The organism is Paenibacillus sp. FSL H8-0282 (genome assembly GCF_037963825.1).
In the GTDB taxonomy this organism is placed as follows: domain Bacteria; phylum Bacillota; class Bacilli; order Paenibacillales; family Paenibacillaceae; genus Paenibacillus_AQ; species Paenibacillus_AQ odorifer.
In genome coordinates this window covers 3,054,929-3,076,907 of record NZ_CP150146.1, presented here as the reverse complement: position 1 = coordinate 3,076,907, position 21,979 = coordinate 3,054,929, and the positions used below count along the sequence as shown (strand labels likewise).

Below are 21,979 nucleotides of genomic sequence, written 5' to 3'. Positions count from 1 at the left end.
TTCAACTTAAAAATAGCTAATCCCGTTTAATCGCCGTGAGTGCATTCGTTCTGGATGCACTGATCGCCGGATAAATACCCGATAATACCCCTGTCATTACCGCAAATGCGATCCCAACCGGAAGAGTCATCAGAGGAATATAAATCACCAAAGGCTCGCCTCCACCCATTCCTGAAGAGTTACCGATGAGCTTATTAATTCCTAATACAATCAAGTATGAAAAGGCTATGCCGAGCAATCCGCCCAACATCCCGAGCAATGCCGCTTCTGTAATGAACATATTGCGGATCTGGCCCATATTGGCGCCTAACACTTTCATAATACCGATCTGCCGTCGTCGTTGATGAGTGGACATAGTCATCGCAACGATAATGGAGATCGAAGCAATAATCAGAATAAATACACCTATACCGAGAGCTGCTTTCTTGACCATGCTGAAGGTATCAGCGAGTGCCTCTTTTTGATACAAATTCGTGCTTGTTGTTAAGGTAAGTTTCTGAATAAGCTTCTCCAGTTCCACGATATTCTCAGTGCTGTCTACCTTTACAATCGCTGAGTTATAGACACCCTTTTGCCCAGCGGTTCCACTCGATAGCTTCATTTGTTCTACAAGCCGCTCGCCAGTCTCTAGTGACACATAGATCTTCTTGTCGTACATAGCCATATTCTCGTTCGTTCCACTCGGGTTGTCGAGGATTCCCACCACTTGAATCGGTGAGCTAACTAACATCCCTCCGGTTTGAGAGGCGGGATCAAAAGACTGTAATTGAACCTGTTGCTTGTACATATCTGTTGGAAGCATGCTTAAGCTGTTGTACTGTTCCATCAACTTATTGTTATATGGATCTGTACTCAGTTGTTCAAAAAGACGCTGCCGAGTTTCGTTATCAATCAGTCCAACGGTTGCACCATAGTTCAGTACAGCCATTCCTACCAAATCAGAAGCTCCGCCTTGTTTGAATTTCTTATCATATTTCGTTAACAAGCGTAGATCCGTTCCAATAAGCTGTACATCTGTTATTTTATTATCGATAGTCAACATCTGTATGTACCCTAGCTCTTGAAAGGGAGCTGCTGCAGTTACATGCCGCAAGCCTTTAATAATCTCCAGCTTTTGTGCTGTCAGCCTGCCGGGATCAAGCTTTTCATTGGCCGCAGACGATCCGCTGCCACCGTTGCCTCCTCCTTGGGAGGGTATACCTCCGTTGGGAGACACCGTAATTTCATCCATTTTGAAATTGCGGTTGATTTCCCGCTCCGTGTAGCTCTGTGCGGAGTCTCCTATACTTAATGCAACTATGATTGCAGCACATCCAATGGATATGCCAGCCATACAAAGACCTGTGACAACTTTCCGCCGTTTGACCTGTTCCCAAGCCAAGCGGGAAATATCACTAATCCTCAATGAGTATACCCCCTTCGAGTTCAGTATTCGAAGAAGTTTGGTTTTCAGTAATCATATATCCGTCCCGAAGCGTGAATATCCGCTGCATTTGCTCCGCGACTTTTAGCTCGTGAGTTACAACTATGAAGGTAGTCTTCATCTTCTTGTTCAGGTTAAGCAGGATATTGATAATTTCTTCTTCTGTCTTCGAATCTAGGTTTCCGGTTGGTTCATCTGCAAAGATAACAGATGGTTCCGTAATCAAGGAGCGTGCAATACTAACACGCTGCTGCTGTCCGCCAGACAGCTGGGAAGGGAACAAGTCGGCTTTATCAGGAATGCCGACTCCTTCCAACAATTCTAAAGCTTTTTGTTTACGTATAGAGGGTGCAACGGATTGAAAAACCAGCGGCAGCTCTACATTTTCACGGACTGTCATGCTAGTAATCAGCTCATAAGCTTGAAAGATAAACCCGATATTTTTTCTGCGAAATTCCGATAGCTTATTCTCACTCATCTTCACGATATCTTGATCGGCAATATAAATATGGCCTTCCGTAGGTTTCATTAGTCCTGCCATCAGATTGAGCATCGTTGACTTACCGGAACCCGAGCTCCCCAGCAGTGCTACCATCTCCCCCTCTTTCACAGAAAAGTCAATTTGATGAAGCACTGCTGTAGTTTCATTACCGTTTTTATAAGAATGCGTTACATTTTCCACTCGCAACATTGGAGCTGCTCCTCTTCGTACAATAATAGATATGAAATGCTATTTCTCAGTTACAACTGCTCTATCAATCTTGATGTTATAAGCTTGACTAGCCAGCTCGATCCGTTCACCTTGGAATTCATCGTACAGCGTGATCCGGTAGGTTCCTCCTGACAAATTCTTATACATATTATTGCTAAAGCTTGCTGTATACGAGTTGTTGGTCCCTTCAAGAATATCGGTGCCAATGTTCAAGCTTCGTTCCTGAGATAGACCATATGGATCCGTCATTTTGAGGACCAGCTTATGCGTGAAGGTTCCCATATCATAGCTGCTGTCACGAAGAAGATTGTAATTCATAACTATATTTATAGAGTCACTGCCTTGTAGTGAGCGCCCTTCCGAACTTAGAACGGACATGGTATACGGATAAATAGCCACCTTCGTCAAGTTCTTCTCTGGTGGTGTGATGACCGGATTTAATGACAGTGATGCCATATTAATAAATCCAGTGGATTCCTGACCGGGTTCCGTCAGCTTATTCCCAGTAATCCCTGGCCCAAGGAACAGGCTTACATCAGAAGCATTAACAGCCTTCGGAACCTTAGCCCAAAAGGTTATTAATTGCTTACCGCCTGGAGTAGCAGACGTATCCGGCTGATTGGCTGTAGCTTCGAATAGCTGACCATCTCCCGTTTTGTAATAAGCTTGGAGGCGAGCCATTTTGCTTTGTCTTTTCTCTTCACTGCTCAGAAGCAGCTCTGTGTATACGAGATTGGAGTTAAGTCCTTCATAAATAATGGTTTTGTTCTCTTGCACTTTTGCGTTCTTGCCTTTACCAGAGATAACATAACTTCCTCCAGTTTCAATAGAAGCTACAGCGTTCATCATGCTGTTCGTAGTAACTGACAGGAACGAGCTTTTCTCTTCTTTTACCATAGAATAAAGATTTAATTTTAATTTATCGAACTCTTGTGTATAAGGAATTTTGGCAAACACATAGATTTCAGCGTTTTTACCGGGCCCAATCGTTGAAGTTTCCTTATCCATAAACAATTCCGTTGAAGATGACATGTCCTCATTGTCTACCTGAACAGCTCCCTTTAATTCCGGCAGAGACAAGGCAACCGATTGGGTATTCGTAATATTTAATCTGGCAACAACGATATCATCGTCTTTCCATGGAAAACGCTGCAAGGAAACTAAACTATAAGTAAACGTCCCATATTCATTTGTTGCTCTATATTCCATACCTTTCTGTATCTCAGGACGCAAGGTATAGGAGATCGTAAAGTAAGCAACCGGAACCGTTAGTTTAGCTGTGTTGCTCGTAGCGACATTGGTTCCACCAGTGCTTCCAGTTGCTACACCTTCTCCAGTAGTTCCCGTTTCACTATTATCTGGAGCAGAAACAGCCTCAATCATCTGCAATTGCAGTGAATTCTGTTCTACCTCAAGGGGTACCTGTGCGGTAAGCGGGATGATTTTTTCCTCCAGCGGTTTTATGGTTAATCCGCTCAAGCCCTTAGAATTGATCGGAAAGGTTGTCCCCGTTGAGGATTTGACAGCAAGCTCATAAGAAGGTAACGTAACGGCTGTCTTTCCTGTATTCTTCACTCGCAGCTGAAAAGTCCAGAATCCCTTATTGTTCTCTGCGTATACGGTTGCGTTATTTAATTGGGTTTCAACCGTATTGTTATTGATGGTAATTTTCTTGATTACACCTTTGCCAACTACCAGATTTGGTGTAGTAGCCGCAGGCAGCTTGTACGAGGATTTGGCAATCTCCAGCTTCAGCGCCTCATCCTTTTGGGTGAATTGCAGTTTCATATTCTCCGTCTTCATATACGAAGGAATTTCTGTAAGATAATAAATGGTTTTTTTCTCTTGGGGCTGAATTTTATAACTAAGCTGAGAACGGTCAAGGGCTAATTCATACGAGCTTCCCCCTGCCGAGACCAAATATGCTGCGTAACCAGGATCACTTAATACTTTGCTGCCTTTATTGGTCAAGCTTATGCCCACCTTGGCATAAACCTTTCCGCTGTATTTGTAGAGCTCCAAGGATTCACTTTTAGCAATAACCGGAATGTCATTCATTGTAGTGCTTACATTTTTTCCGTTTACAGCGGTTGGCGAATAGTTGGCGGGTATATTAAAAGTTCCTACTTGCTTGAGATACCCCTTGGTTTTGGAATCCCAAACGTACATTGGAATCTTGATACCTTTTAACGAATTTACCTGGCCAACATTAACATAATATGTAACGCGCAAGCTTTCGTTAGAACCCACTTTTTTCTTAGTAGCGTCCGCACTTAGTGGATTCCCTGGAATAACAGAGCCGCCAGAGGTCATAACTCTCGAAAAATAATACAGTAGGCTAGCACTTTTGTTGCTGCCATTCGAATAGTTAATTGTATAAGTTAAAATATTGCCTCCAGGCTGTGACCAAATATTCACATCTTCCAGTGTAGCTTTGATATTAGCTCCTAAAGAAACGGAACCCAGATTACTAGGAGCTGTTACAGTTGCAGCAGCTACCGCCGATTTTGGCTGAACAGAACTAACTGCAGCAGCCGAAGCGGTATGCCCTGTCAACTGGCTTATGACAAAGGTGCTTAAGAGTAAAACAACATATGTACTGCTATGCTTTCTCATTGACTTCCCTCCACGAGTATTTTACTAGAATTATTATAGTGGTTAGCACAGATCCAATTGTATCCATGTTGTAACTCTTACAGGTCTTTTGTAACCTATTTGTTCCAATTTGCATATATTCTGAAAATGATTCTATAATTTCAGTTGATTTTTCAAAGCTGCAATATCAGAAGCGGCAGGCTCGTCTTCTCCGTATCTAACTTTTTCATATATTTCAATCAATTGATCTGCTGCTAAAGAATCATCATCACCCTTACGTTTATGCTTGCTACGATCTCCCCATAGCAAAACATCCCTTTTTGTTTCCTGCGGCGTAAGATAACTTTTCATTTCATAACCGTTATCGCGCTTTATATTAAGCCACCGCCGATAAAGCCAACGGACACGTTCCTGCTCGCCATTCATCTGATCCCAGCGATCCTTACGATGTTTTGAAGGAAGACGAGAGCTCCAGAAATCCTTTAACCCTCGAACGGTTTGTTCCCAAGTAAAGACGCTTTTCTCCTCGTCAAGATATGCTGTATTATTCTTAGGGGTATGTTCCCTACGTAACATCGATAACAATGCATCTATGACTTTCCGCCACTTTTCTCCAGCATTTCTGTACAACCAGCGAAGTGCATAATAGGCTGCAAATCCCAATAATACCGCCGCCAAAATATAAAACCCGTATTCTAGTATAATAGCTAGCCAGCCACGCTTTTGCTCGCCAATTGGTGGTAACATCGGAGTTGCTGGCGGCAATTCTGCTGGCGGAGGCTCTGGTTCTTTTGTGCCAGAAAATAACTGATTAATAAAATTGAAAAATGAGCGTAAGAGTCTCCATACCAATGATCCTATAGCTTTACCGACACCTGCCGCTAGTACAGCTGCAATAACTCCAATCACAATGACATATATACGATTATTCCGTTGTATCCCTTTGGGCAGCGTTTCATTCTCTTCAGTAAGTGCGCTGTATCGTATATAGCTGCTATTAGAAATAAGTAAAGTCAGTATTAAATACAGACTGCCACACCAGGTCAATAACGGCACACTTGGCTCCAATTCAGGAACTCTATGAAACGCTATAGTTGCCACAAAATAGATTATTATACCTATCCAAAACATTCTGAATCTATTATTTCTAGAGTCTACCGTCATCCCTAAGAATGTACATATAATTCCAGCCACACCTAAGGGAAGGCTTTCGATGGATAAACTCCCTGAAGCCACACCTAATAATGCCCCGAGGATTAAGGCGGCAAGTAATTGCTTCCATCTTACATTGCAAAAATTGCGCAAAAGAATGCCTGCTAAAGCTAGTATAGGCAGCGCAATCAACCATATTTGTTCATCTTGTTGGGGCAACAAATAAATCTGAAATAGAACCCAAACCGGTAGAAATAGCAACAATTCAATAATAGACCACAACCAGAGTTTCACTGTTTCCCTTACATAGCCAGACAACGTAAGCTTCATGCGCTCTCTCTCCCTTGTTCCGGAATATCCAGCCATTCCACACCATTGCCTTGCTGCATTAGGAGATCCGTCGCCTTTTGCAATTCTGCTCCCCTATGGCAGCTTATGATTAGAAAGTCTGTGTCACTAATTCCACTCTCAACCTGCAATTCCAATAGTCGACTCATAGGAAGTGTTCTATCCAGCTTCAGCCTTGCCAGGAGCTCTAACATATCTTCGAGCTGAGCCATCGGCTCTGCTTCAATTGGATCTCTTTCGCCAGCATCGTCCAATCTGCCATTACAGATTAATCCGGTCTCAATTCCATGCTGCATTGCGTATTCAGCTATAGTCGCTGCATATCTTATTCCTTGCTCGATTCGTTCCACATCAGTCACCGTTCTCCACATGGAATCACTGTCCTCTATATTCAGACAGATGACGAGCCGGGAATCAGCCGTGTAATCTTTTTTATGAACCTGCATAACACCAGTACGTGCTGTAGCCTTCCAGTTTACCAATCCCATAGAATCTCCTGAGCTATATTCACGAATGCCAGCAGTCAGAAAAGGGTCTTCAACGATCCATCTTTTCACAGGAAGCTCACCCAGCCAGCTATGAATGGGCAATGGAAGCTCGTCTAGATTCAGCAGAACGGGATAGATCAACAACTCTAACTCGAGTGGATATGTTTTGTTTTTTCGAGTCAAACCAAATGGATCTCCCGTTGTCATAGTCACGGATTCTAAACGATATAAACCACGACGCTCACATGTCACTTGATGCCGTCTTTTAATATGACGATAAGATTTTAAATAGAATAAACTAATATGATTCTGAGAGATTTCTCCTGTACTAATCCCAAGATTATCCTGACTTCCAAATTCCAGACCTCTCGCAATACTAGACTCCAATCGGAGCCACGGCAAAGGAAGAAGCTTCGCATTAATGATCTCCTCGATCATCTCAATACGTTCTCCTTCATAAGCAGTCTTACTTGAAAAATAACGAGAATAACTAAGCGCTTTCAGACCATTCCGTTTATAAATGTCAGCAAGAAGTAACACCAACGCCACTGTAATGAAAATGAACCAAGGCAAAGCCATAGGTCATTCCACCTTTCCGCCTCTTAAGGACGTCACGGGTTCAGCAGGCACCTCAACTTCACGAAGCACTTGCAATACAATATCCGCGGCTTGTCCCTCTCTTGAGCCTAATCCCCGATGAAGCAGCAGACGATGTGCAAGCACGGAAACAGCCACGGCTTTGATATCATCCGGTGTTACATAGGATCTGCCTTGAATAAGTGCATATCCCTGAGCTGATCTAAGCAACGCGCCACTGGCACGTGGACTCGCACCCAGTTTTACTGCCGTAGATTTGCGGGTAGCTTCCGTTATCCGTACGATATAACCTAATAAATCATCACTGATACTTACCGATGCGGCTAAACGCTGTGCGGCTTGAATATCTTGTGCCGTTGCTACAGGAAAAGACTCTTCGAGCGGATTATTCTCACGAAAACGCTGCAAAATATGTATCCCTTCATCAAAGGTAGGATAACCCGTAGTAATCCGCATCAAAAATCGATCTAATTGAGCCTCAGGCAGTGGGAAGGTCCCTTGGTTGTCTATCGGATTCTGAGTAGCAATGACAAGAAACGGTGCTTCTAATCCGTGCGTTACCCCATCGATAGTAATTTGCCGTTCCTCCATACACTCCAGTAGGCTGGATTGGGTTCTAGGTGTTGCACGATTAATTTCGTCAGCCAGCAGTATATTAGCAAATACCGGACCCGGTCTGAACTGAAACTCTCCCGTCTTCTGATTGTAATAGTTGATCCCGCTTAAATCGGAAGGCAATAAATCTGGCGTAAATTGTATGCGCTTAAATGAACAATCCAATGATTTGGCAAGAACCTTTGCCAGCAAGGTTTTACCCGTACCAGGTACATCTTCCAGCAAGACATGTCCATTCGCAAGTAATGCGGTCAGCAGCAGGTCTACTCCCTCCTCTTTTCCTACAATGACTTTGGCAAGATTGGCCCTAATAGATTTGATAAGTTCAGTTACTTCTTGAAGATTCATGTGAATACACCATCCAATCTGAGGATAATTATGTAATAAGTGCTTTAATCATAACAGAAAGCGTACCCGATTTATAATTCACAAAAAAAGCACTGTCCATAATTAGACAGTACCCGTCTTCCATTCGATTTTCATTTCGCAGTCTTATGCCGATATCGAAAGAAGGCTACAATTCCATAATAGATGGGTATGCTTTCAACGATTAGCCAAATGATCACAATGGCAAAGCTTTTGTAGTGTTCGTAATATCTGCCGACGTCGCGTGAATATAAGTATGCTATTGTCACTGAAGCCAGTGTTAAAAGGGGAACGTAAAATTTTTTACTATTAGTATTAAACAAACTTGCTACACATTTTGAAGCTACATAGATAAGGAAAGCGCTGTGAATAAACATCGAAGACGACCATATTCCAATCAAAAGCGGGTCAGTATTACCTAATAAATTATCTTCTTTTGAACTACGCACCATCTCAAGAAAAGGATATTGGAGTTGCTGGCCTAAATGTGGACCAAAACTCATCATTGTCAATAACCATCCTATTAAGACCGTAATTGAAACATAGAACTGCGCAAATACTAATCTTTTCATCATTTTCGCTTCAATTTTTAAATCAGGTGCAATGAACAAAAGCACAATCCATTCTCCAAACCATGACATGACCACAATAGAATCTTTCAGGGCGATTCCAGGATCATGATAATGAAAGAAAGCAGGTACCATATTAAAGTCCGCGTTTGGAAGGAATAAATTAAATAATATGATCACGGTAATAAAGAAAATAATAAATAATCCATCGGCCATATATGTAATTGTTGCAAATCCTAGACTTGCCGTGTACATGATTACGAGACCAACGACACACTGGATAAATAGAGGTGGAGTTCCTCTTAAATAATTCGAGCCGAAAAATAGTACGAAATTCTCTATATCGAAAGAAACATAATAAACACACCAGCATAGTAGGAGCAGAATCATAAATTTATGTGGCCATTTGCCAATGATCTCTTTTCCAAAGTGAACCCAAGCTTGATTAGGTCGCAGCTTACCAACATAGATTGTAAACCACAATAATATCAATCCTAATAAGGAGCCAACGATTAATGCAATCCAGCCTTGATAAGAGGAAGTAGCAATAATAGCTGGTATCAAAAAAATGGTGGTTTGTGAGCTAAAAAAAATGGTGATAAACCGGAACAGCTGCCACTTTGTTGTACGCATAACTTCTCCTTCCTCAGTTCTTTATTTTGCTGTCCCAAAATCCACAATCCGAAAGTCCGTCTTCACCTTAATATCTGCCTCATGAGCGTAGTAATTATCCCAACGTTCTCTTAATTGCTTCCAAAGTTTCGGATCATTCCATTCCAGCAACATGCCGAGCTGTAGAACATCCGCACCTGCTTGTTGGGATAAACGTATAGCTTCGGTCAGATTAGCAGTTACTTTATCGCTTAGTTTCTCTGTAATGATATTACTGATCTCCTCTAGATTTCTTTTCTTAGGATCCCTTAAATAAATCACACTAGCTTTTCCCTTTAATTTCACTGTAAAAACTGGACCCTTATCCGTTATTTTTACTTTTTTCGAAGATTTGGTGCTAACAAATACAACACTTGCTGCACTTTCTCCACCATCCCAGGTAACAGAATAAACCGACAGCTTAAGCTTGCCTGCGGCCCATGCCAATGCCCTCCCCTCTTTAAGCTTTAGTATTCCCTTCATTTTCTCATTCTGAAACAACATAGCTCCTTGAATGCCTGCCCAATATTGTGGTTTACCTTCTTTTGTAGTTTCTTCTTTTTTGCCAAATGAAAGATTATTTATAGCAAATCCAACGCCCGAAGCCTCAGCGAATATGCAGTCCTTAATTGTAGTCGAAAACATGTATTTTTCTGTTCCAAAACTCCGTAGTACATCAGAAGGCAATTGTTCATAGATAGGTGTTAATGTATTCATCTCTTTTGCACTGCCGGGACTAGCCATGACATAGGTTCCAAGGGGGAGACTTGGCTCTCTTCTAATCCATAATAGGAGTTCACCAATCCCTTGTTCTGCATAAGCTTTCCCTAAGACAATTATTTTCAATTGGGAAAGACTAAGTTGACGTGTCAGATCTTTCTGAACTAGTAACATGGCGTCTGCGATCGTATCTGCGGTCTTAGAAACTGTAGAATAACTATTCCCATCACCGCCACCACTTGAGGGCTGGCTTCCCGAGTTGAGACGATTGGGCAAAGGAGAGTTAATCGTAATTTCAACGGTGCCTGCTTCTTTGCCTACATCTATAAATAAGCCGTACACAAAGGTTAATTCGTCCAGTTCCACCTTTGAAGACCAACAGCCTGTTAAATTTAGGAGTAGAAGTATAACAACTCCTATCTTTAGAGTTCTCATTTTTGATTCTGTCTCCTTAGATTCCTGTTGCTATAAAGTTTGCTGCGTTTCTTCATATAGTTAGAGGGAAAGCGAGATAATGTGTCCTTCCAATCTTCTAACACCAAAGGGGCAACGGGTTGTAAATATGGTGATCCTAACGGTCTAAGATTAGCTAAATGCCCGTAAATCAAAAAAGCTGTAATATATACCCCGAGCAATCCCATTGTTCCCCCCATAATCAATAAAGGGAAACGAAGTAAGCGAAAAGTCAGACCGAGCTCATAATGGGGAATAATGTAGGTGGCAATTCCGGTAATGGAAACAACAATAACCATTGGAGCGGATACAATTCCCGCTTGTACCGCAGCCTGACCGATGACTATCCCCCCAATAATAGAAACGGTCTGGCCCACAGGCTTTGGTATTCGGGTTCCAGCTTCTCTAAGGGCTTCGAAGGTAAGCTCCATAATCAAAGCCTCAGTCAATGCTGAGAAAGGAATGTTCTCTCTGGCAGATGCTATCGTAATTAACAGGTTTGAGGGAATGATCTGAGGATGAAAGGTTGTAATCGCAACATAAAGCGATGGAAGAATCATCGATAGGATGGAGAACACAAATCGAACCATTCGAATCCAGCTTGCGGCATAGAAGCTTTGATAATAATCCTCAGAGGATTGTAGCATTGTAAAAAAAGAGGTAGGTGCAATCATTGCAGTGGGTGTGCCATCCTGTAATATTCCGATCCGGCCTTCCATTAAAGAAGCTGCCACCGAGTCGGGGCGTTCTGTATATTGAAATACCGGAAATGGTGTCAAGTTCCCCTTCCGTAATTGTTCCGATATATAACTAATGCCCAATATGCCATCAATATCTATTTCATTTAGTTGCTTTTCAATTTCAGCAAGAACTTCTTTTTTATAAAGTCCTTCAATATATACAACATACACATCAGTTTTTGTATATTTACCAATGGTATAATGAATAGTCTTTAGATCCGGATGTTTAATTTTGTGTCGGAGCAGGGACAGATTTGTTTCAATATCTTCAATGAATGCTTCTTGTGGTCCAATCACCACAAGTTCATTTTGTGATTCCGTAACCGATCTTTTCTGATATTGCGTGATCTCAAAATAATAAACATAAGGAAGCTCTTCAAAATAAAGCACTACTTTTCCAGCGACAATCAAATCCACAGCCTTGTTTATGTCAAACTCCTTAAGATACGGGATGGGAAAAACAGCTCCTCGATCCAGTCGTTCTAAAAAATCCGGCCATTTGTGCTCTGAATTTGCTTCATTTTTTAGCGGCAATGCAATATCTTTATGAAGACTCAGGGAATTTACGATGAATGGGATATAGATCAAGTCACAGGAATGCCCATGAAGGCGAATGTTTTGAAAAACTGCATCACTAGATCCTTCCAGTTGTTCTTTTATTGTTTCAATAATTCCAGACATCTGCAGACTACCTCCAAAATTGTGACTTGTTAATCTGGCTTAGTTTGCCAACGTGATGGAAGGTTTATACTTAAAACAAACCAAATAGGCACAAATCCGGTATAGTACCGGACTCATGCCCATCAAAATATCGAATAAAATGACCTATCTAATCCTACAGAGTCAATTAAATAAGGAGCTCAAACCCCTAGCTTTCAAATCAAGGAAAAGTTGCACCAATATTAGTTCCGCTAGGTGTTCCAGTTCCGATTAGATCGCTACCCCCAGTTAATTTGAGGAAACTGCCCAGACTAAAAGAACCATCTGCATTTCGCACCACTGAAGGTGTAAGACTTACAAAATCAGCGGCACTGGCCACCAAACCCTTGGCATTGGTACTTGCATTACTTTTCCACCACACATTAGTACTTAGAATATCGGTTCCACTTGTTTTGTCACTCGATCCTCCAGCAAAAGACAAGTTGTTCGTAAATTGGTGAGTACCGGCATCAAAAGCAAAGTTACTCTGTCCGTTACTCCAAGAAGTATTATTTGTTAACTGAATGGAACCTAGATTACTATTGTAAGTGAATCCGTGTTTTTTATTTTGAAACGCTATGCTATTCAGCACAATGTGGTTTACTGCAATTTTTTCACCACCTAGTTTGAATCCATTCCCATCACTGTTTGCCGTTGAATTTCCATCTGAGGTCTGTCCGTTCTTATAGGAGATACTATTCTTGATCGCCACCACTCCGATGGGGCCTGTTTCTGATTTACTGTAAAGATCCCAGCCGTCATCTGTATTCCATGCAGCTATACATTTATCGAATACGTTACCAGGACCTATGGTCAGCTTAGCAGCAAAACCATCAGCGTCTTCCCCGTTATCCGGATCATAATTATCATGAGAATACACTCCAATGATCTGATTATAGCTCGGCCATTGACTCATGCTGGTCAGTGATGAAGCATAACGGCTGATTTGCAGTCCCGAATCCCGATTATGGTGGGTTTCAACATTCTCAATAATGTTATAGTTCCCGCCAATAAAGATCCCATTGTCTCCTGAGCCTCTTATCTCTAATCCTTTTACCTTCCAGTAGTTACCGTATATCTGCAAACCACGTTGAGCTGGGTCAAATGGCTGAGCGTAAAAATCCAATATAGGCTTCTCAGTCCCATATGCAGTGATGTTCTTTCGTAAGTTAGAGCTTCCGCTATTATCTTGTCCAACAATTATTGTTGAAGAATACGTGTAAACCCCTCCACGCATATAGATGGTTTCCCCGGGGGCTACCTTCGTAATCGCTGAGGCCAGTGTGGTTGGACTACCAATTGTTCCTGCGTTGCTGTCCAAACCATTTGGAGCTACATAAATAGAGCCTGCAACTGGTGTTGCTGTTGGTGTGACGGTTGGAGCTACTGTCGCAGTGGGGGTTGCGCTTGCTGTTGGAGTAGCCGTAGGAGCTACCGTTGGTGCAATTGTTGGAGCTATAGTAGGCGTTGGTGTCGGAGTGCCCGTTGTGATATCGGAGACATTGATATTGTCGAACTTCGCTGCTGTCTTATAAGCTACAAGTCCTATACCTCCTGCTGTCAAAATGTTATCGTGTGCATTTAGCTGTAAAACATCATTCACATACATTTTAAGCGAATCTCCACTAAGCTCTAGCCTAACTGTATAGGCAGTCCCTGTAGTTATAGGAAAATCAGTTTTACTAGCCAGTGTTGAACTTGAACCATTCACTTTTTTTCGTATTTCAAGCGTCCCACCATTACTGTTAGACAGAGATGCAGCATAATAGTTATTTCCGTCAACATAGCGCCCGCACACATAAGTTCGATTAGTCCCATTGAAATCATCAATCTTCACATCAGCTTGAACGCTGTAATCTGTCCACGTGTTGCTACCGGAGAACGAACGTCCTTCGTTTTGACTGGATTGGTAATACACATGATTGCCACCTTCTTCAACTACAGACCAAGTTCCTGTTGTACTCGTCCAATTGTCGGCACTTCCATTCTCAAAATCATTACTGAAGATATTTGCTGCCTGAGCGGTAGGGTTACTCCATGCCAAATTACCTAGAACCAGCGAAGTTGTAAGCGCAACCATAATTCCGAATGAAAATCTTCCTTTTAGTTTCACGTGAACATCTTCCTCCTTGTTTTCTGATGTAAATAAAAAGCGAAGGCATTCCTCCAATCTTGTGTCATCTATAACTCCAGCCTAATCTCAACTATAATTAATATTTCGAAGTTGTACAGCTACTTTATGCCCATATTATTACATTTATTTAAATTAATATAAAAAACACCCTCGATCTTACTCGAGAGTGCCTTTATCTTTACCCTTAGCTTTGAATTAACGGTTTCAAAACCTTCAGTGAAGCCTGCAATTGCTCCGAACATTGTTCATACATTTTTTTAGCTTTTTCGTTATCTGTTGATAAACTGAACATCTCTAAATCAGCTTCACACTTTTTCAGCAAAGCATATAATTGAGGCTTATCCTGCGGCTGTGGGACTTTAAAGTTATCTGCATACAAATCGACAGTCAGCTCACCATAAGAATCAACTTGTCCAAGAAAAACATTCTCAACCGTAAAACCCATTTTCTCAAGGGCTCCATCCAGCCAGCTTCGCGTCAGGTTTAGGGTGTCTAATGGTTTGTCGAGCACTTTACCATCCATAATGACAACTTGCGACTCTTTCTCCGGGGCAACCTTTATACCCAATTGCTTAGGGGTTACCGGCTGATATTCACTCTTGAGTAAAACATTTATGGCTCCATCAGATTCCATAATCGCAAATTCCACTTCCGATATATTGAAAACGTCTTTTTTGCGTAATTCCTCCAGCAGTTCATCTGTGGTTAAACGTTCTTTTTTCATATGATCTTCGAGTATTTTTCCGTCCTTAATTAGTACGGTGGACTTGAAATCAATAAAGTCTCTTGCTTTTTTACTCTTCATCTGAAGGTATTCGATCCCTAAAGAACAAGCCACCCATACAATCAGTGCAATGAGCCCTAAATGCCATAACTTATCCGTATCCAAAGAAATGTAAGCGGCTAAGCTGCCGACGGTTATCCCCGTAATATACTCGAAGAACGAGAGCTGCGATACTTGTCTCTTTCCCAGTAATTTTGTTAAAAAGAAAAGTACAACCACAGCAAAGAGCGTTCGAACTACAACCTCTAACCACTCCGGCATTACAATTACCCTCCTTTTGAATCAAAACTTGTTTACTAACACTCATTATTTGTCAATAAAGGCGCATTCAATCCGGAATTTCACTACTTATTTATGGAAAATCATCTATTACTAGAAGTATGAATTTTTTTCCTGCATAACGCTAGAAGCATTTGAGGACAATAGCATTCGTCATGCTAATAATCCAACACAGAGGAGAGAAACTCAATGACAGTAGCCTCACAAGTTAAAACATGTTTATCTTCTTTAAAAGGTGCTCAAGCCAGTCTTGAACAATTTGCACTAGAAACACAAAACGAGAGTGCAAAAACCTTGTTCACGAACGCAGCCGAGCAAACACAACAAATCGTAACTCAAGTAGAGAACCGGGTAACCGAATTGGAGTCCGAAGAGCCTCAATATAAAGGATTCTAATTAAAATTAAAGGGGTCTTAGGCTAGAAAAACTAGCTTTAAGACCCCTTTTCATCATGTACAACATTCGAACGAATGCCACGCTTGCCCTTATTAGCAGGAATTAGTATCTGAACAGAAGTGCCAATTCCAACACGGCTAAAAATGGTTACGCCGTACTCAGATCCATATTGCAGTTTAATCCGCTGATCCACATTACGGACCCCATAACCTGTATTCGTGTGGCCCTTTGGATCAAAAATTTGATCAATACGTTCCTGTCTCATGCCGATTCCATCATCAATGATGCGGAATAGAATATCATTGCCCTCTTTACGCCCAACAATGCGTAAATGAATGTGATCACCACACCAGGCGTGCTTCAGCACGTTCTCGATAAAGGGTTGTAGAATCAGTTTTATAGTCTCATAAGGCCAGATTTCTGTATCAAAATCAAACATAACTTCCAGACGATCACCGTATTTAATTTTCTGAATTTCTAAATAAGCGTTTGCCTGCTCAATTTCAGTCGGGACCGGAATCATGGTTCGTCCTTCATTAAGCGTCAGGCGATAAAACTTCGCTAATTCCAGCACCATCTGCTGCAGCTTCTCATTTTGACCAAACTTGGCTAATTGAATAATAGATGACAACGTATTATATAGAAAATGAGGATTGATTTGTGATTGCAGAATTTCAAGCTCTGCTTCCTTCTTCTGGAGCTGCGTCAAATATACCTCTTTAATCAACATATCGATATTTTCGCCCATATCATTTAATGCGGTTGCAATCTGAGAGAATTCATCCTTGCCTCGATAGGAAATACGCTTGTGAAGATCACCTTCCCGATAGGCATTCAGCACGTACACGAACTTATTAATCCGAATTGAAAAATATCGGGATATAAATATGCCGACAAAACTAAAAACTACACAACAGATGAGACACATCAAAATAATAAACAGTCGTACCTTCACTGCATCCTGTTCAAGAATCGTAATTGGAACTAGCGCGTTTAATTGCCAAGCTTGGTTAGAAACTGTAACTGTTTCACTAATCGTCAGGTAATCCTTATTAAGTTCGGCTTCGTTGGAATAGTGCTCTGGTAGTTCTCCCGATTGGTACATCGTTCTTCCGAACTCGTTTTTTAAAATTAGAATACTTCCTTTTCCTATCTTCGTATAATTCACACTATTGAACAGATCTGGAATGCCTACATTAATCCGCAGGAAGCCAATCTCCTTAGGTACGAGAGGGTCATATGTATCTATTAATCTACGTAGCAACGAGATACGATTATTTTCTACATCGCGCTCAATCTGCCACCATTTCATAGTCTCCGCATATTTCTCGGTTGGAAAATCATAATACCAGGATTTCCCTTCAATCCGGTTCATATGGTAAAGATGATAGAAGCTACTATTATCCAGATAGCCCTCTAGTGAATTCGAATAGATCTCAGGAATGGATTCATTCTTTAAAAATAGCGACATCCCAATCCTCATACCCGTTGATTGAATAGCTACGTCCAGCTTTGGAAGTACCTTCATAGACATCCGGTCATAATTCTCCCAGCCTTCTTCATAGCTTCGCAGATTCCGATAGAAATCATAATCACTATATAATTGCGTTGATATCCGGGTAACTTCCCCCATTTTATAATCAATATTATCGCGAATTTGCAACAACGTACCTTTAATATTCGAGCTTGTATGCTCGCGTAATGAATCATTGTACATAGAGTGAGAGACAAAACCGATCACAGATACTGGGATAATAATGAAAAAAATATACGTCAGCATTAATTTATACCCTATCGGCACATACTTATGTTTACTTCTTGGTTGTTTCATGCAAAATCATCCCCCATCACTTCTCCCGCTTACGATACTCCATAGGTGTCATACCATAGGCTTCTTTGAATTGTCTGCTGAAGTAAGGAAGATAACGGTAACCTACCTGGCTCGCGATTTCATAGATTTTACACTTCGGATCTTTCAAAAGCTTGCCGGCTTGTTCCATTCGCAGCTGAATGAGTACTTCGCTGAACGTTTTCCCAGTCTCCTCTTTAAATAGATATCCCAAATAGTTGGGTGAGAAAGAGAACTGCTGTGCAATATCCTTTAACGTAAAATTCTCGCTCATCTTATCCTTCATCATCTGCATAATTTCTCTAATCAGTTTATTGTTCACTGACTCTGTTTTGCTGCGTAGGTACTCGGATATTTCAAACGTCTTGAGTACAAGCCAAGAGCGTATATCACTGATCGTATCGAATTGAAGCAAAATATCTAAACTATGTAACTCCATACCTAAGATTTCAAATAAATCCTCACTAACCTCCTTCAACTGCTGATCCAGCTTCCATATAATATACATGGCTAGATTATGAATCGTGAATTTAGATCTTAAACTACTCACGGATCTGAACAGCTTATCGATCTCGTCATAAATAAGGACTAACTCATATTCTTTCATCGCTTTAAAAAGTGTATCCATACGGGCATCCAACGTACGGGCATCAATCATTCCAGGTTCGCTGCTAACCGTTTCATACATAATTAGTTTGCCCTTGCCGAGAAACATCTTTCCGTCAACGGCTTCCATAGCTTGCCGATAGGAGGTGTGGACCTGGTCCATAGCAAATGTAGGCTTCCCTACCCCTACGGTCATAGTGACAGGAAATTTTGTGCGAATTGACTCATAAATTTCTTCAATAAACTTCTCCATCTCCTGTTCGTTAATCAACAACGCGATTCGATAAGACGATACCTTATAGCAATGTGGCATACCGTGCTTCTGAGCAATTGTATTCACTTCATACAGAAAGTCCTTGGACATTAGATGTTTAGTTAGATTATCCTGTTCTTGAAACCAATTGAAATAATCCAGCTCCAAAACCGCCACACGTATAGGCCACTCCAGCTTATCCAGACCGTAAGACTTCATAAGCTTAAACATTCCAGCTTGAGTGTCCCCCTCCCATTCCCCTTCAAATAAGCGGATCAACAAATCATTCTTGGCCATAGGAATCATATGCTGATAAGCTTCTTCAACGTCACGCCGTTTACTTTCATCATCTAAATCCTGCTTTACTTTCTGTAGTGCAGCAATAAGTTCCTTGTCATCCATTGGCTTAAGGACATAGCTATATGCTTTTAGTGAAAGCGCCTGTTTCACATAGCTGAAATCCTGGTAACCGCTTACAAAAATCACACGTATATCGTTTTTTTTCTCTATGGCAATCCGAGCCAGCTCTAGACCCGACATATTCGGCATATTCACATCACTAACAATAATATCAATAACATGCTGTTCTAAAATATCGCATGCCGTAAACGCGTTATTCGCTGCCTCCACGACCTGCATACCCAGTTCATTCCAAGGAATGAATTGTCTCATGCCTTCAAGATCAAGCATCTCATCGTCTACTAATAATACGTTGTACATCAACACAATCCCCCTTTGAAATGTTTTAATCCAACCAGCTGAATTCTACTAACCAATCTTTTTCAGTATACCATTCATTCTCTTCCCTAACAGCTGATAAAACAATGAGTACAAGAAATGGGACGTAAAAACGAAGGCTTGCTAAATAGCAAACCTTCGTATTACAAATTATTATTTACCTAAAGCTTTCTTATTTTCTGTCCATACTTTTGTTACATAATCAAGAAATTTCTCATAGCCAACCTTGATAGAATCTTCATGTGCTTTATCAAGAATTGCTAATGCTTCTGCATCAGTCTTCGCATACATCGATTTTGCTCTTGCTGTTAACCAGATATCTCTGACACTTTGTCTGATAATCCCTTCTTCACTGTCTGGAGCCGGATCCCAATTCAGGAACTCCGTAAAGTCACCTTGCGAAGCCCAAGTTACTTCCATCTGCCAACGGTTACTAAAGTCAATCTTGTCAGCTGGAAGGGTTTGCAACATCATTTTCTTTGTATTATCCAAGAAAACAGTATTACCTACCCATACCAAGTCACCGGCTTTTCCGTTAATTTCGGACAGAGCTTCTGGCTCATTCAGATATTTATCTTTATTAAATTTAGGAGTAAGTCCATCTGCTTCAAATCCATCCCAATACCCTTCTGGTCCTGGAGGACCCCAGTTAAGAACCATAGAACCTTCTGGTCCTGTCATCCAGTCAAGCATAGCGAATACAGCCTCTGGATTTTTAGCGTTTTTAGTGATTGTAGCAACGTTCCAACCTAACTGATTATACGTTCCTGGAGTAATCTTACTTTGATCCAAACCAGCTTTGTAAATCGGTTTAATAAACATATATCCAGCTTCCGGATCCGTCTTCTTCATCTCTTCATCAGCAGTGGCGAGCAATTTCATTGGATCAAAAGTCGCAATAACAGCAAACTTGCCATTCATCGCTTTCTCTCTAATTTGATCTTCTGTTTGAGTATTCGCATCCTGCGTCATTAGCTTCTCACGCATTAATTTAGCAGCAAATACAACTGACTCACGGAATCCTTCATCCTTGTATATCGAACCCATTTTATCGCCATCAGGTACGGCGTATATTCTAGTATACGACAGATTACTCTCTTTAAAAGAGGAGAATAACTGGTCAATTCCGTTACCATCTCTCGCTAAACCCGTCTCGAACGGAATAACGTCAGGGAACTTTGCCTTAACAGCATTTAAATAAGCATACAAATCATCTGTCGTTTCTAGCTTAGGAGAACCAAGCTCTTTGTAAATCTTTTTATTAATAGCATAACCGGCGTTTCCGTTTGGTTGAGTTGTATAATAATTCGGCAGCTGATAGATCTTCCCATCAGGGGAACGAAGCAATTCCAAATGTCCAGCTGTTAAGTATTTCTTAAAGTTTGGATATTTATCAATATATTCATCCAAAGGAACTAGCATATCCGCTTGGCGAAGACGTTCTACGTCAGCACCTTTCTCGGTCCACACAATATCCGGCAGCTCGTTACCAACGATCATCGTTTGCAGCTTTTGAGCGTTATTACCACCAGAGCTAATTCCTGTGACATTGATCTTCAGATTATCTAAAATCCATTTAGAAGCAGCATCTTTGCCCCATTTCGGCATTTGATACCAGCCGTAATTTCCGTAGAATGAGACTTCAAGCGGTTCTTTCCCTAATTCATACAAATCAGCCGCAGGAGCTTCAGTTGCTGTGTTGACCGCTGTTCCCCCTTCTTTCTCTGGTTCAGCAGTTGCCGCCGGAGCGCTTGAATTGTTGCCACTACAACCCGCCACCAAAGTCGTCAATAGCAAGGTAGACATCATACCGAGAAGCATCTTTCTCTTAGTCTTCAATGTATTTTCCCCTTTCAATTTGTAATCTATGTTCAAAGCAATACGCTCTAAACCCAATCTCATTCTATCATCCTACTCTTTCAATGATCCGACCAAGACCCCTTTAACGAAGAATCTTTGTAGGAATGGATACACACATACAATCGGAATGGTTGCAACCATGATCGTAGCCATCGTTAATGACTTCGAGGTTATTTTCTTAGCCGAGTTAATATGAGCAATGGAGCTTGCATCTACATTTGACAGCTGTTCTGAAGCAATATTAGAGAACAATATCTGTCTTAAAATGGTCTGAATCGGCATTAACTCCTCTTTCGTAATGTAAATACTCGCTACGAACCACTCATTCCAGTGATTTACTGCTGTGAACAAAGATAATGTTGCTATAACTGGTCCCGACAAAGGAAGTACGATGCGGACAAAAGTCCCCCAATATCCACAACCGTCAATCTTTGCTGACTCCTCTAAACCTTGTGGAAGACCTTGAAAGAAGGTCCGGAATATGATCATATTCCATACGCTGACCAGTGCAGGAATTATAAACACCCAAAATGAGTTGAAGAGACCTAAACTTCTGATAAGCATGTATGACGGAATGAGTCCCCCACCGAAATACATAGTAATGATACACATAATCATGTAGTATTTGCGACCCATCAGTTCACGCTTCGACATTCCATAAGCGAATATCGAAGTGGCCAGTATCGCTGTTACTGTACCGATTACTGTCCGCAATGTAGCAATGACGAATCCACCCATTAGACGAGAATCTTCAAAAACGATCTTATAATTCTCAAGCGTGAACTCACGGACCCAGAAAGTAACTCCACCTTTCGAAGTATCCATCCCCTCATTAAAGGAAATAACAAGTGAGTTCCAAAATGGATAAAAAGCGGAAAATGCCAGTAAGGTCAAAAATACATATATGAATCCTATAAATATTCGATCTCCTATATTAATACGTTTCATAGTT

The 21,979-nt window shown here is 41.2% G+C and carries 16 protein-coding genes; 1 reads left to right on the top strand and 15 read right to left on the bottom strand.

What is annotated here, in order from left to right:
- Nucleotides 1-16: 16 nt before the first annotated feature.
- The 11 genes from NST94_RS13525 to NST94_RS13475 all read right to left on the bottom strand — a co-directional run bounded on the left by NST94_RS13525 (nucleotide 17) and on the right by NST94_RS13475 (nucleotide 15,307).
- Nucleotides 17-1,405: an ABC transporter permease gene (locus NST94_RS13525; RefSeq protein WP_175619944.1), complete on the bottom strand. Its 1,389-nt coding sequence runs from the start codon at nucleotides 1,403-1,405 to the stop codon at nucleotides 17-19.
- On the bottom strand, nucleotides 1,395-2,114 hold the full coding sequence (locus tag NST94_RS13520) for an ABC transporter ATP-binding protein (protein WP_076129325.1): 720 nt from the start codon (nucleotides 2,112-2,114) through the stop codon (nucleotides 1,395-1,397). The genes NST94_RS13525 and NST94_RS13520 overlap by 11 nt, the downstream gene beginning before the upstream one ends.
- Before the next feature lie 39 nt (nucleotides 2,115-2,153).
- Nucleotides 2,154-4,751, bottom strand: a complete 2,598-nt coding sequence (locus tag NST94_RS13515) for a hypothetical protein (protein WP_081387951.1) — start codon at nucleotides 4,749-4,751, stop codon at nucleotides 2,154-2,156.
- A 132-nt stretch (nucleotides 4,752-4,883) separates the two neighbouring features.
- Nucleotides 4,884-6,212 (bottom strand): hypothetical protein, encoded by a 1,329-nt coding sequence (locus NST94_RS13510; protein ID WP_339282072.1) that lies wholly within the window; start codon nucleotides 6,210-6,212, stop codon nucleotides 4,884-4,886.
- Entirely contained in the window at nucleotides 6,209-7,297 is a 1,089-nt protein-coding gene (locus NST94_RS13505) for a DUF58 domain-containing protein (RefSeq protein ID WP_076129323.1), read from the bottom strand. The genes NST94_RS13510 and NST94_RS13505 overlap by 4 nt, the downstream gene beginning before the upstream one ends.
- 3 nt (nucleotides 7,298-7,300) lie before the next feature.
- Nucleotides 7,301-8,278, bottom strand: a complete 978-nt coding sequence (locus NST94_RS13500; RefSeq protein ID WP_076217909.1) for a MoxR family ATPase — start codon at nucleotides 8,276-8,278, stop codon at nucleotides 7,301-7,303.
- Between the two features lie 131 nt (nucleotides 8,279-8,409).
- The gene (locus tag NST94_RS13495) at nucleotides 8,410-9,498 is read right to left on the bottom strand and encodes a GerAB/ArcD/ProY family transporter (protein WP_076185951.1); all 1,089 of its coding nucleotides are present in this window, start codon (nucleotides 9,496-9,498) and stop codon (nucleotides 8,410-8,412) included.
- A gap of 21 nt (nucleotides 9,499-9,519) precedes the next feature.
- On the bottom strand, nucleotides 9,520-10,671 hold the full coding sequence (locus NST94_RS13490) for a Ger(x)C family spore germination protein (protein WP_076301985.1): 1,152 nt from the start codon (nucleotides 10,669-10,671) through the stop codon (nucleotides 9,520-9,522).
- Nucleotides 10,668-12,110 carry a spore germination protein gene (locus NST94_RS13485; RefSeq protein ID WP_076185956.1) on the bottom strand — a complete coding sequence of 481 codons (1,443 nt, stop codon included), beginning with the start codon at nucleotides 12,108-12,110 and terminating at the stop codon, nucleotides 10,668-10,670. Before NST94_RS13485 ends, NST94_RS13490 begins: the two co-directional genes overlap by 4 nt.
- A gap of 199 nt (nucleotides 12,111-12,309) precedes the next feature.
- The gene (locus NST94_RS13480) at nucleotides 12,310-13,587 is read right to left on the bottom strand and encodes a right-handed parallel beta-helix repeat-containing protein (protein WP_248548333.1); all 1,278 of its coding nucleotides are present in this window, start codon (nucleotides 13,585-13,587) and stop codon (nucleotides 12,310-12,312) included.
- 859 nt (nucleotides 13,588-14,446) lie between these two features.
- Nucleotides 14,447-15,307, bottom strand: a complete 861-nt coding sequence (locus NST94_RS13475; RefSeq protein WP_076129318.1) for a DUF421 domain-containing protein — start codon at nucleotides 15,305-15,307, stop codon at nucleotides 14,447-14,449.
- Nucleotides 15,308-15,514: 207 nt separating this feature from the next.
- Between NST94_RS13475 and NST94_RS13470 the strand changes: the two genes are divergently transcribed.
- Nucleotides 15,515-15,721, top strand: coding sequence for a DUF1657 domain-containing protein (locus NST94_RS13470; protein ID WP_036678243.1), 207 nt, complete (start codon nucleotides 15,515-15,517; stop codon nucleotides 15,719-15,721).
- 37 nt (nucleotides 15,722-15,758) lie between these two features.
- Here NST94_RS13470 and NST94_RS13465 read toward each other — a convergent pair whose 3' ends face one another.
- The 4 genes from NST94_RS13465 to NST94_RS13450 all read right to left on the bottom strand — a co-directional run bounded on the left by NST94_RS13465 (nucleotide 15,759) and on the right by NST94_RS13450 (nucleotide 21,975).
- On the bottom strand, nucleotides 15,759-17,552 hold the full coding sequence (locus NST94_RS13465) for a sensor histidine kinase (protein WP_076185958.1): 1,794 nt from the start codon (nucleotides 17,550-17,552) through the stop codon (nucleotides 15,759-15,761).
- A 16-nt stretch (nucleotides 17,553-17,568) separates the two neighbouring features.
- The gene (locus tag NST94_RS13460) at nucleotides 17,569-19,149 is read right to left on the bottom strand and encodes a response regulator (protein ID WP_339282071.1); all 1,581 of its coding nucleotides are present in this window, start codon (nucleotides 19,147-19,149) and stop codon (nucleotides 17,569-17,571) included.
- A gap of 171 nt (nucleotides 19,150-19,320) precedes the next feature.
- On the bottom strand, nucleotides 19,321-21,006 hold the full coding sequence (locus NST94_RS13455; protein ID WP_339282070.1) for an extracellular solute-binding protein: 1,686 nt from the start codon (nucleotides 21,004-21,006) through the stop codon (nucleotides 19,321-19,323).
- Nucleotides 21,007-21,078: 72 nt separating this feature from the next.
- Complete coding sequence (locus tag NST94_RS13450) at nucleotides 21,079-21,975, bottom strand: carbohydrate ABC transporter permease (protein WP_036678249.1); 897 nt, start codon at nucleotides 21,973-21,975, stop codon at nucleotides 21,079-21,081.
- Between the last annotated feature and the right edge of the window lie 4 nt (nucleotides 21,976-21,979).

Bases quoted from the DNA above. Each gene is read 5' to 3' on its own strand.
- NST94_RS13475 (WP_076129318.1), bottom strand. From the start codon at position 15,307: ATGCCGGAGTGGTTAGAGGTTGTAGTTCGAACGCTCTTTGCTGTGGTT.
- NST94_RS13510 (WP_339282072.1), bottom strand. From the start codon at position 6,212: ATGAAGCTTACGTTGTCTGGCTATGTAAGGGAAACAGTGAAACTCTGG.
- NST94_RS13505 (WP_076129323.1), bottom strand. From the start codon at position 7,297: ATGGCTTTGCCTTGGTTCATTTTCATTACAGTGGCGTTGGTGTTACTT.
- NST94_RS13500 (WP_076217909.1), bottom strand. From the start codon at position 8,278: ATGAATCTTCAAGAAGTAACTGAACTTATCAAATCTATTAGGGCCAAT.
- NST94_RS13450 (WP_036678249.1), bottom strand. From the start codon at position 21,975: ATGAAACGTATTAATATAGGAGATCGAATATTTATAGGATTCATATAT.
- NST94_RS13465 (WP_076185958.1), bottom strand. From the start codon at position 17,552: ATGAAACAACCAAGAAGTAAACATAAGTATGTGCCGATAGGGTATAAA.
- NST94_RS13490 (WP_076301985.1), bottom strand. From the start codon at position 10,671: ATGAGAACTCTAAAGATAGGAGTTGTTATACTTCTACTCCTAAATTTA.
- NST94_RS13520 (WP_076129325.1), bottom strand. From the start codon at position 2,114: ATGTTGCGAGTGGAAAATGTAACGCATTCTTATAAAAACGGTAATGAA.
- NST94_RS13485 (WP_076185956.1), bottom strand. From the start codon at position 12,110: ATGTCTGGAATTATTGAAACAATAAAAGAACAACTGGAAGGATCTAGT.
- NST94_RS13460 (WP_339282071.1), bottom strand. From the start codon at position 19,149: ATGTACAACGTATTATTAGTAGACGATGAGATGCTTGATCTTGAAGGC.
- NST94_RS13495 (WP_076185951.1), bottom strand. From the start codon at position 9,498: ATGCGTACAACAAAGTGGCAGCTGTTCCGGTTTATCACCATTTTTTTT.
- NST94_RS13470 (WP_036678243.1), top strand. From the start codon at position 15,515: ATGACAGTAGCCTCACAAGTTAAAACATGTTTATCTTCTTTAAAAGGT.
- NST94_RS13515 (WP_081387951.1), bottom strand. From the start codon at position 4,751: ATGAGAAAGCATAGCAGTACATATGTTGTTTTACTCTTAAGCACCTTT.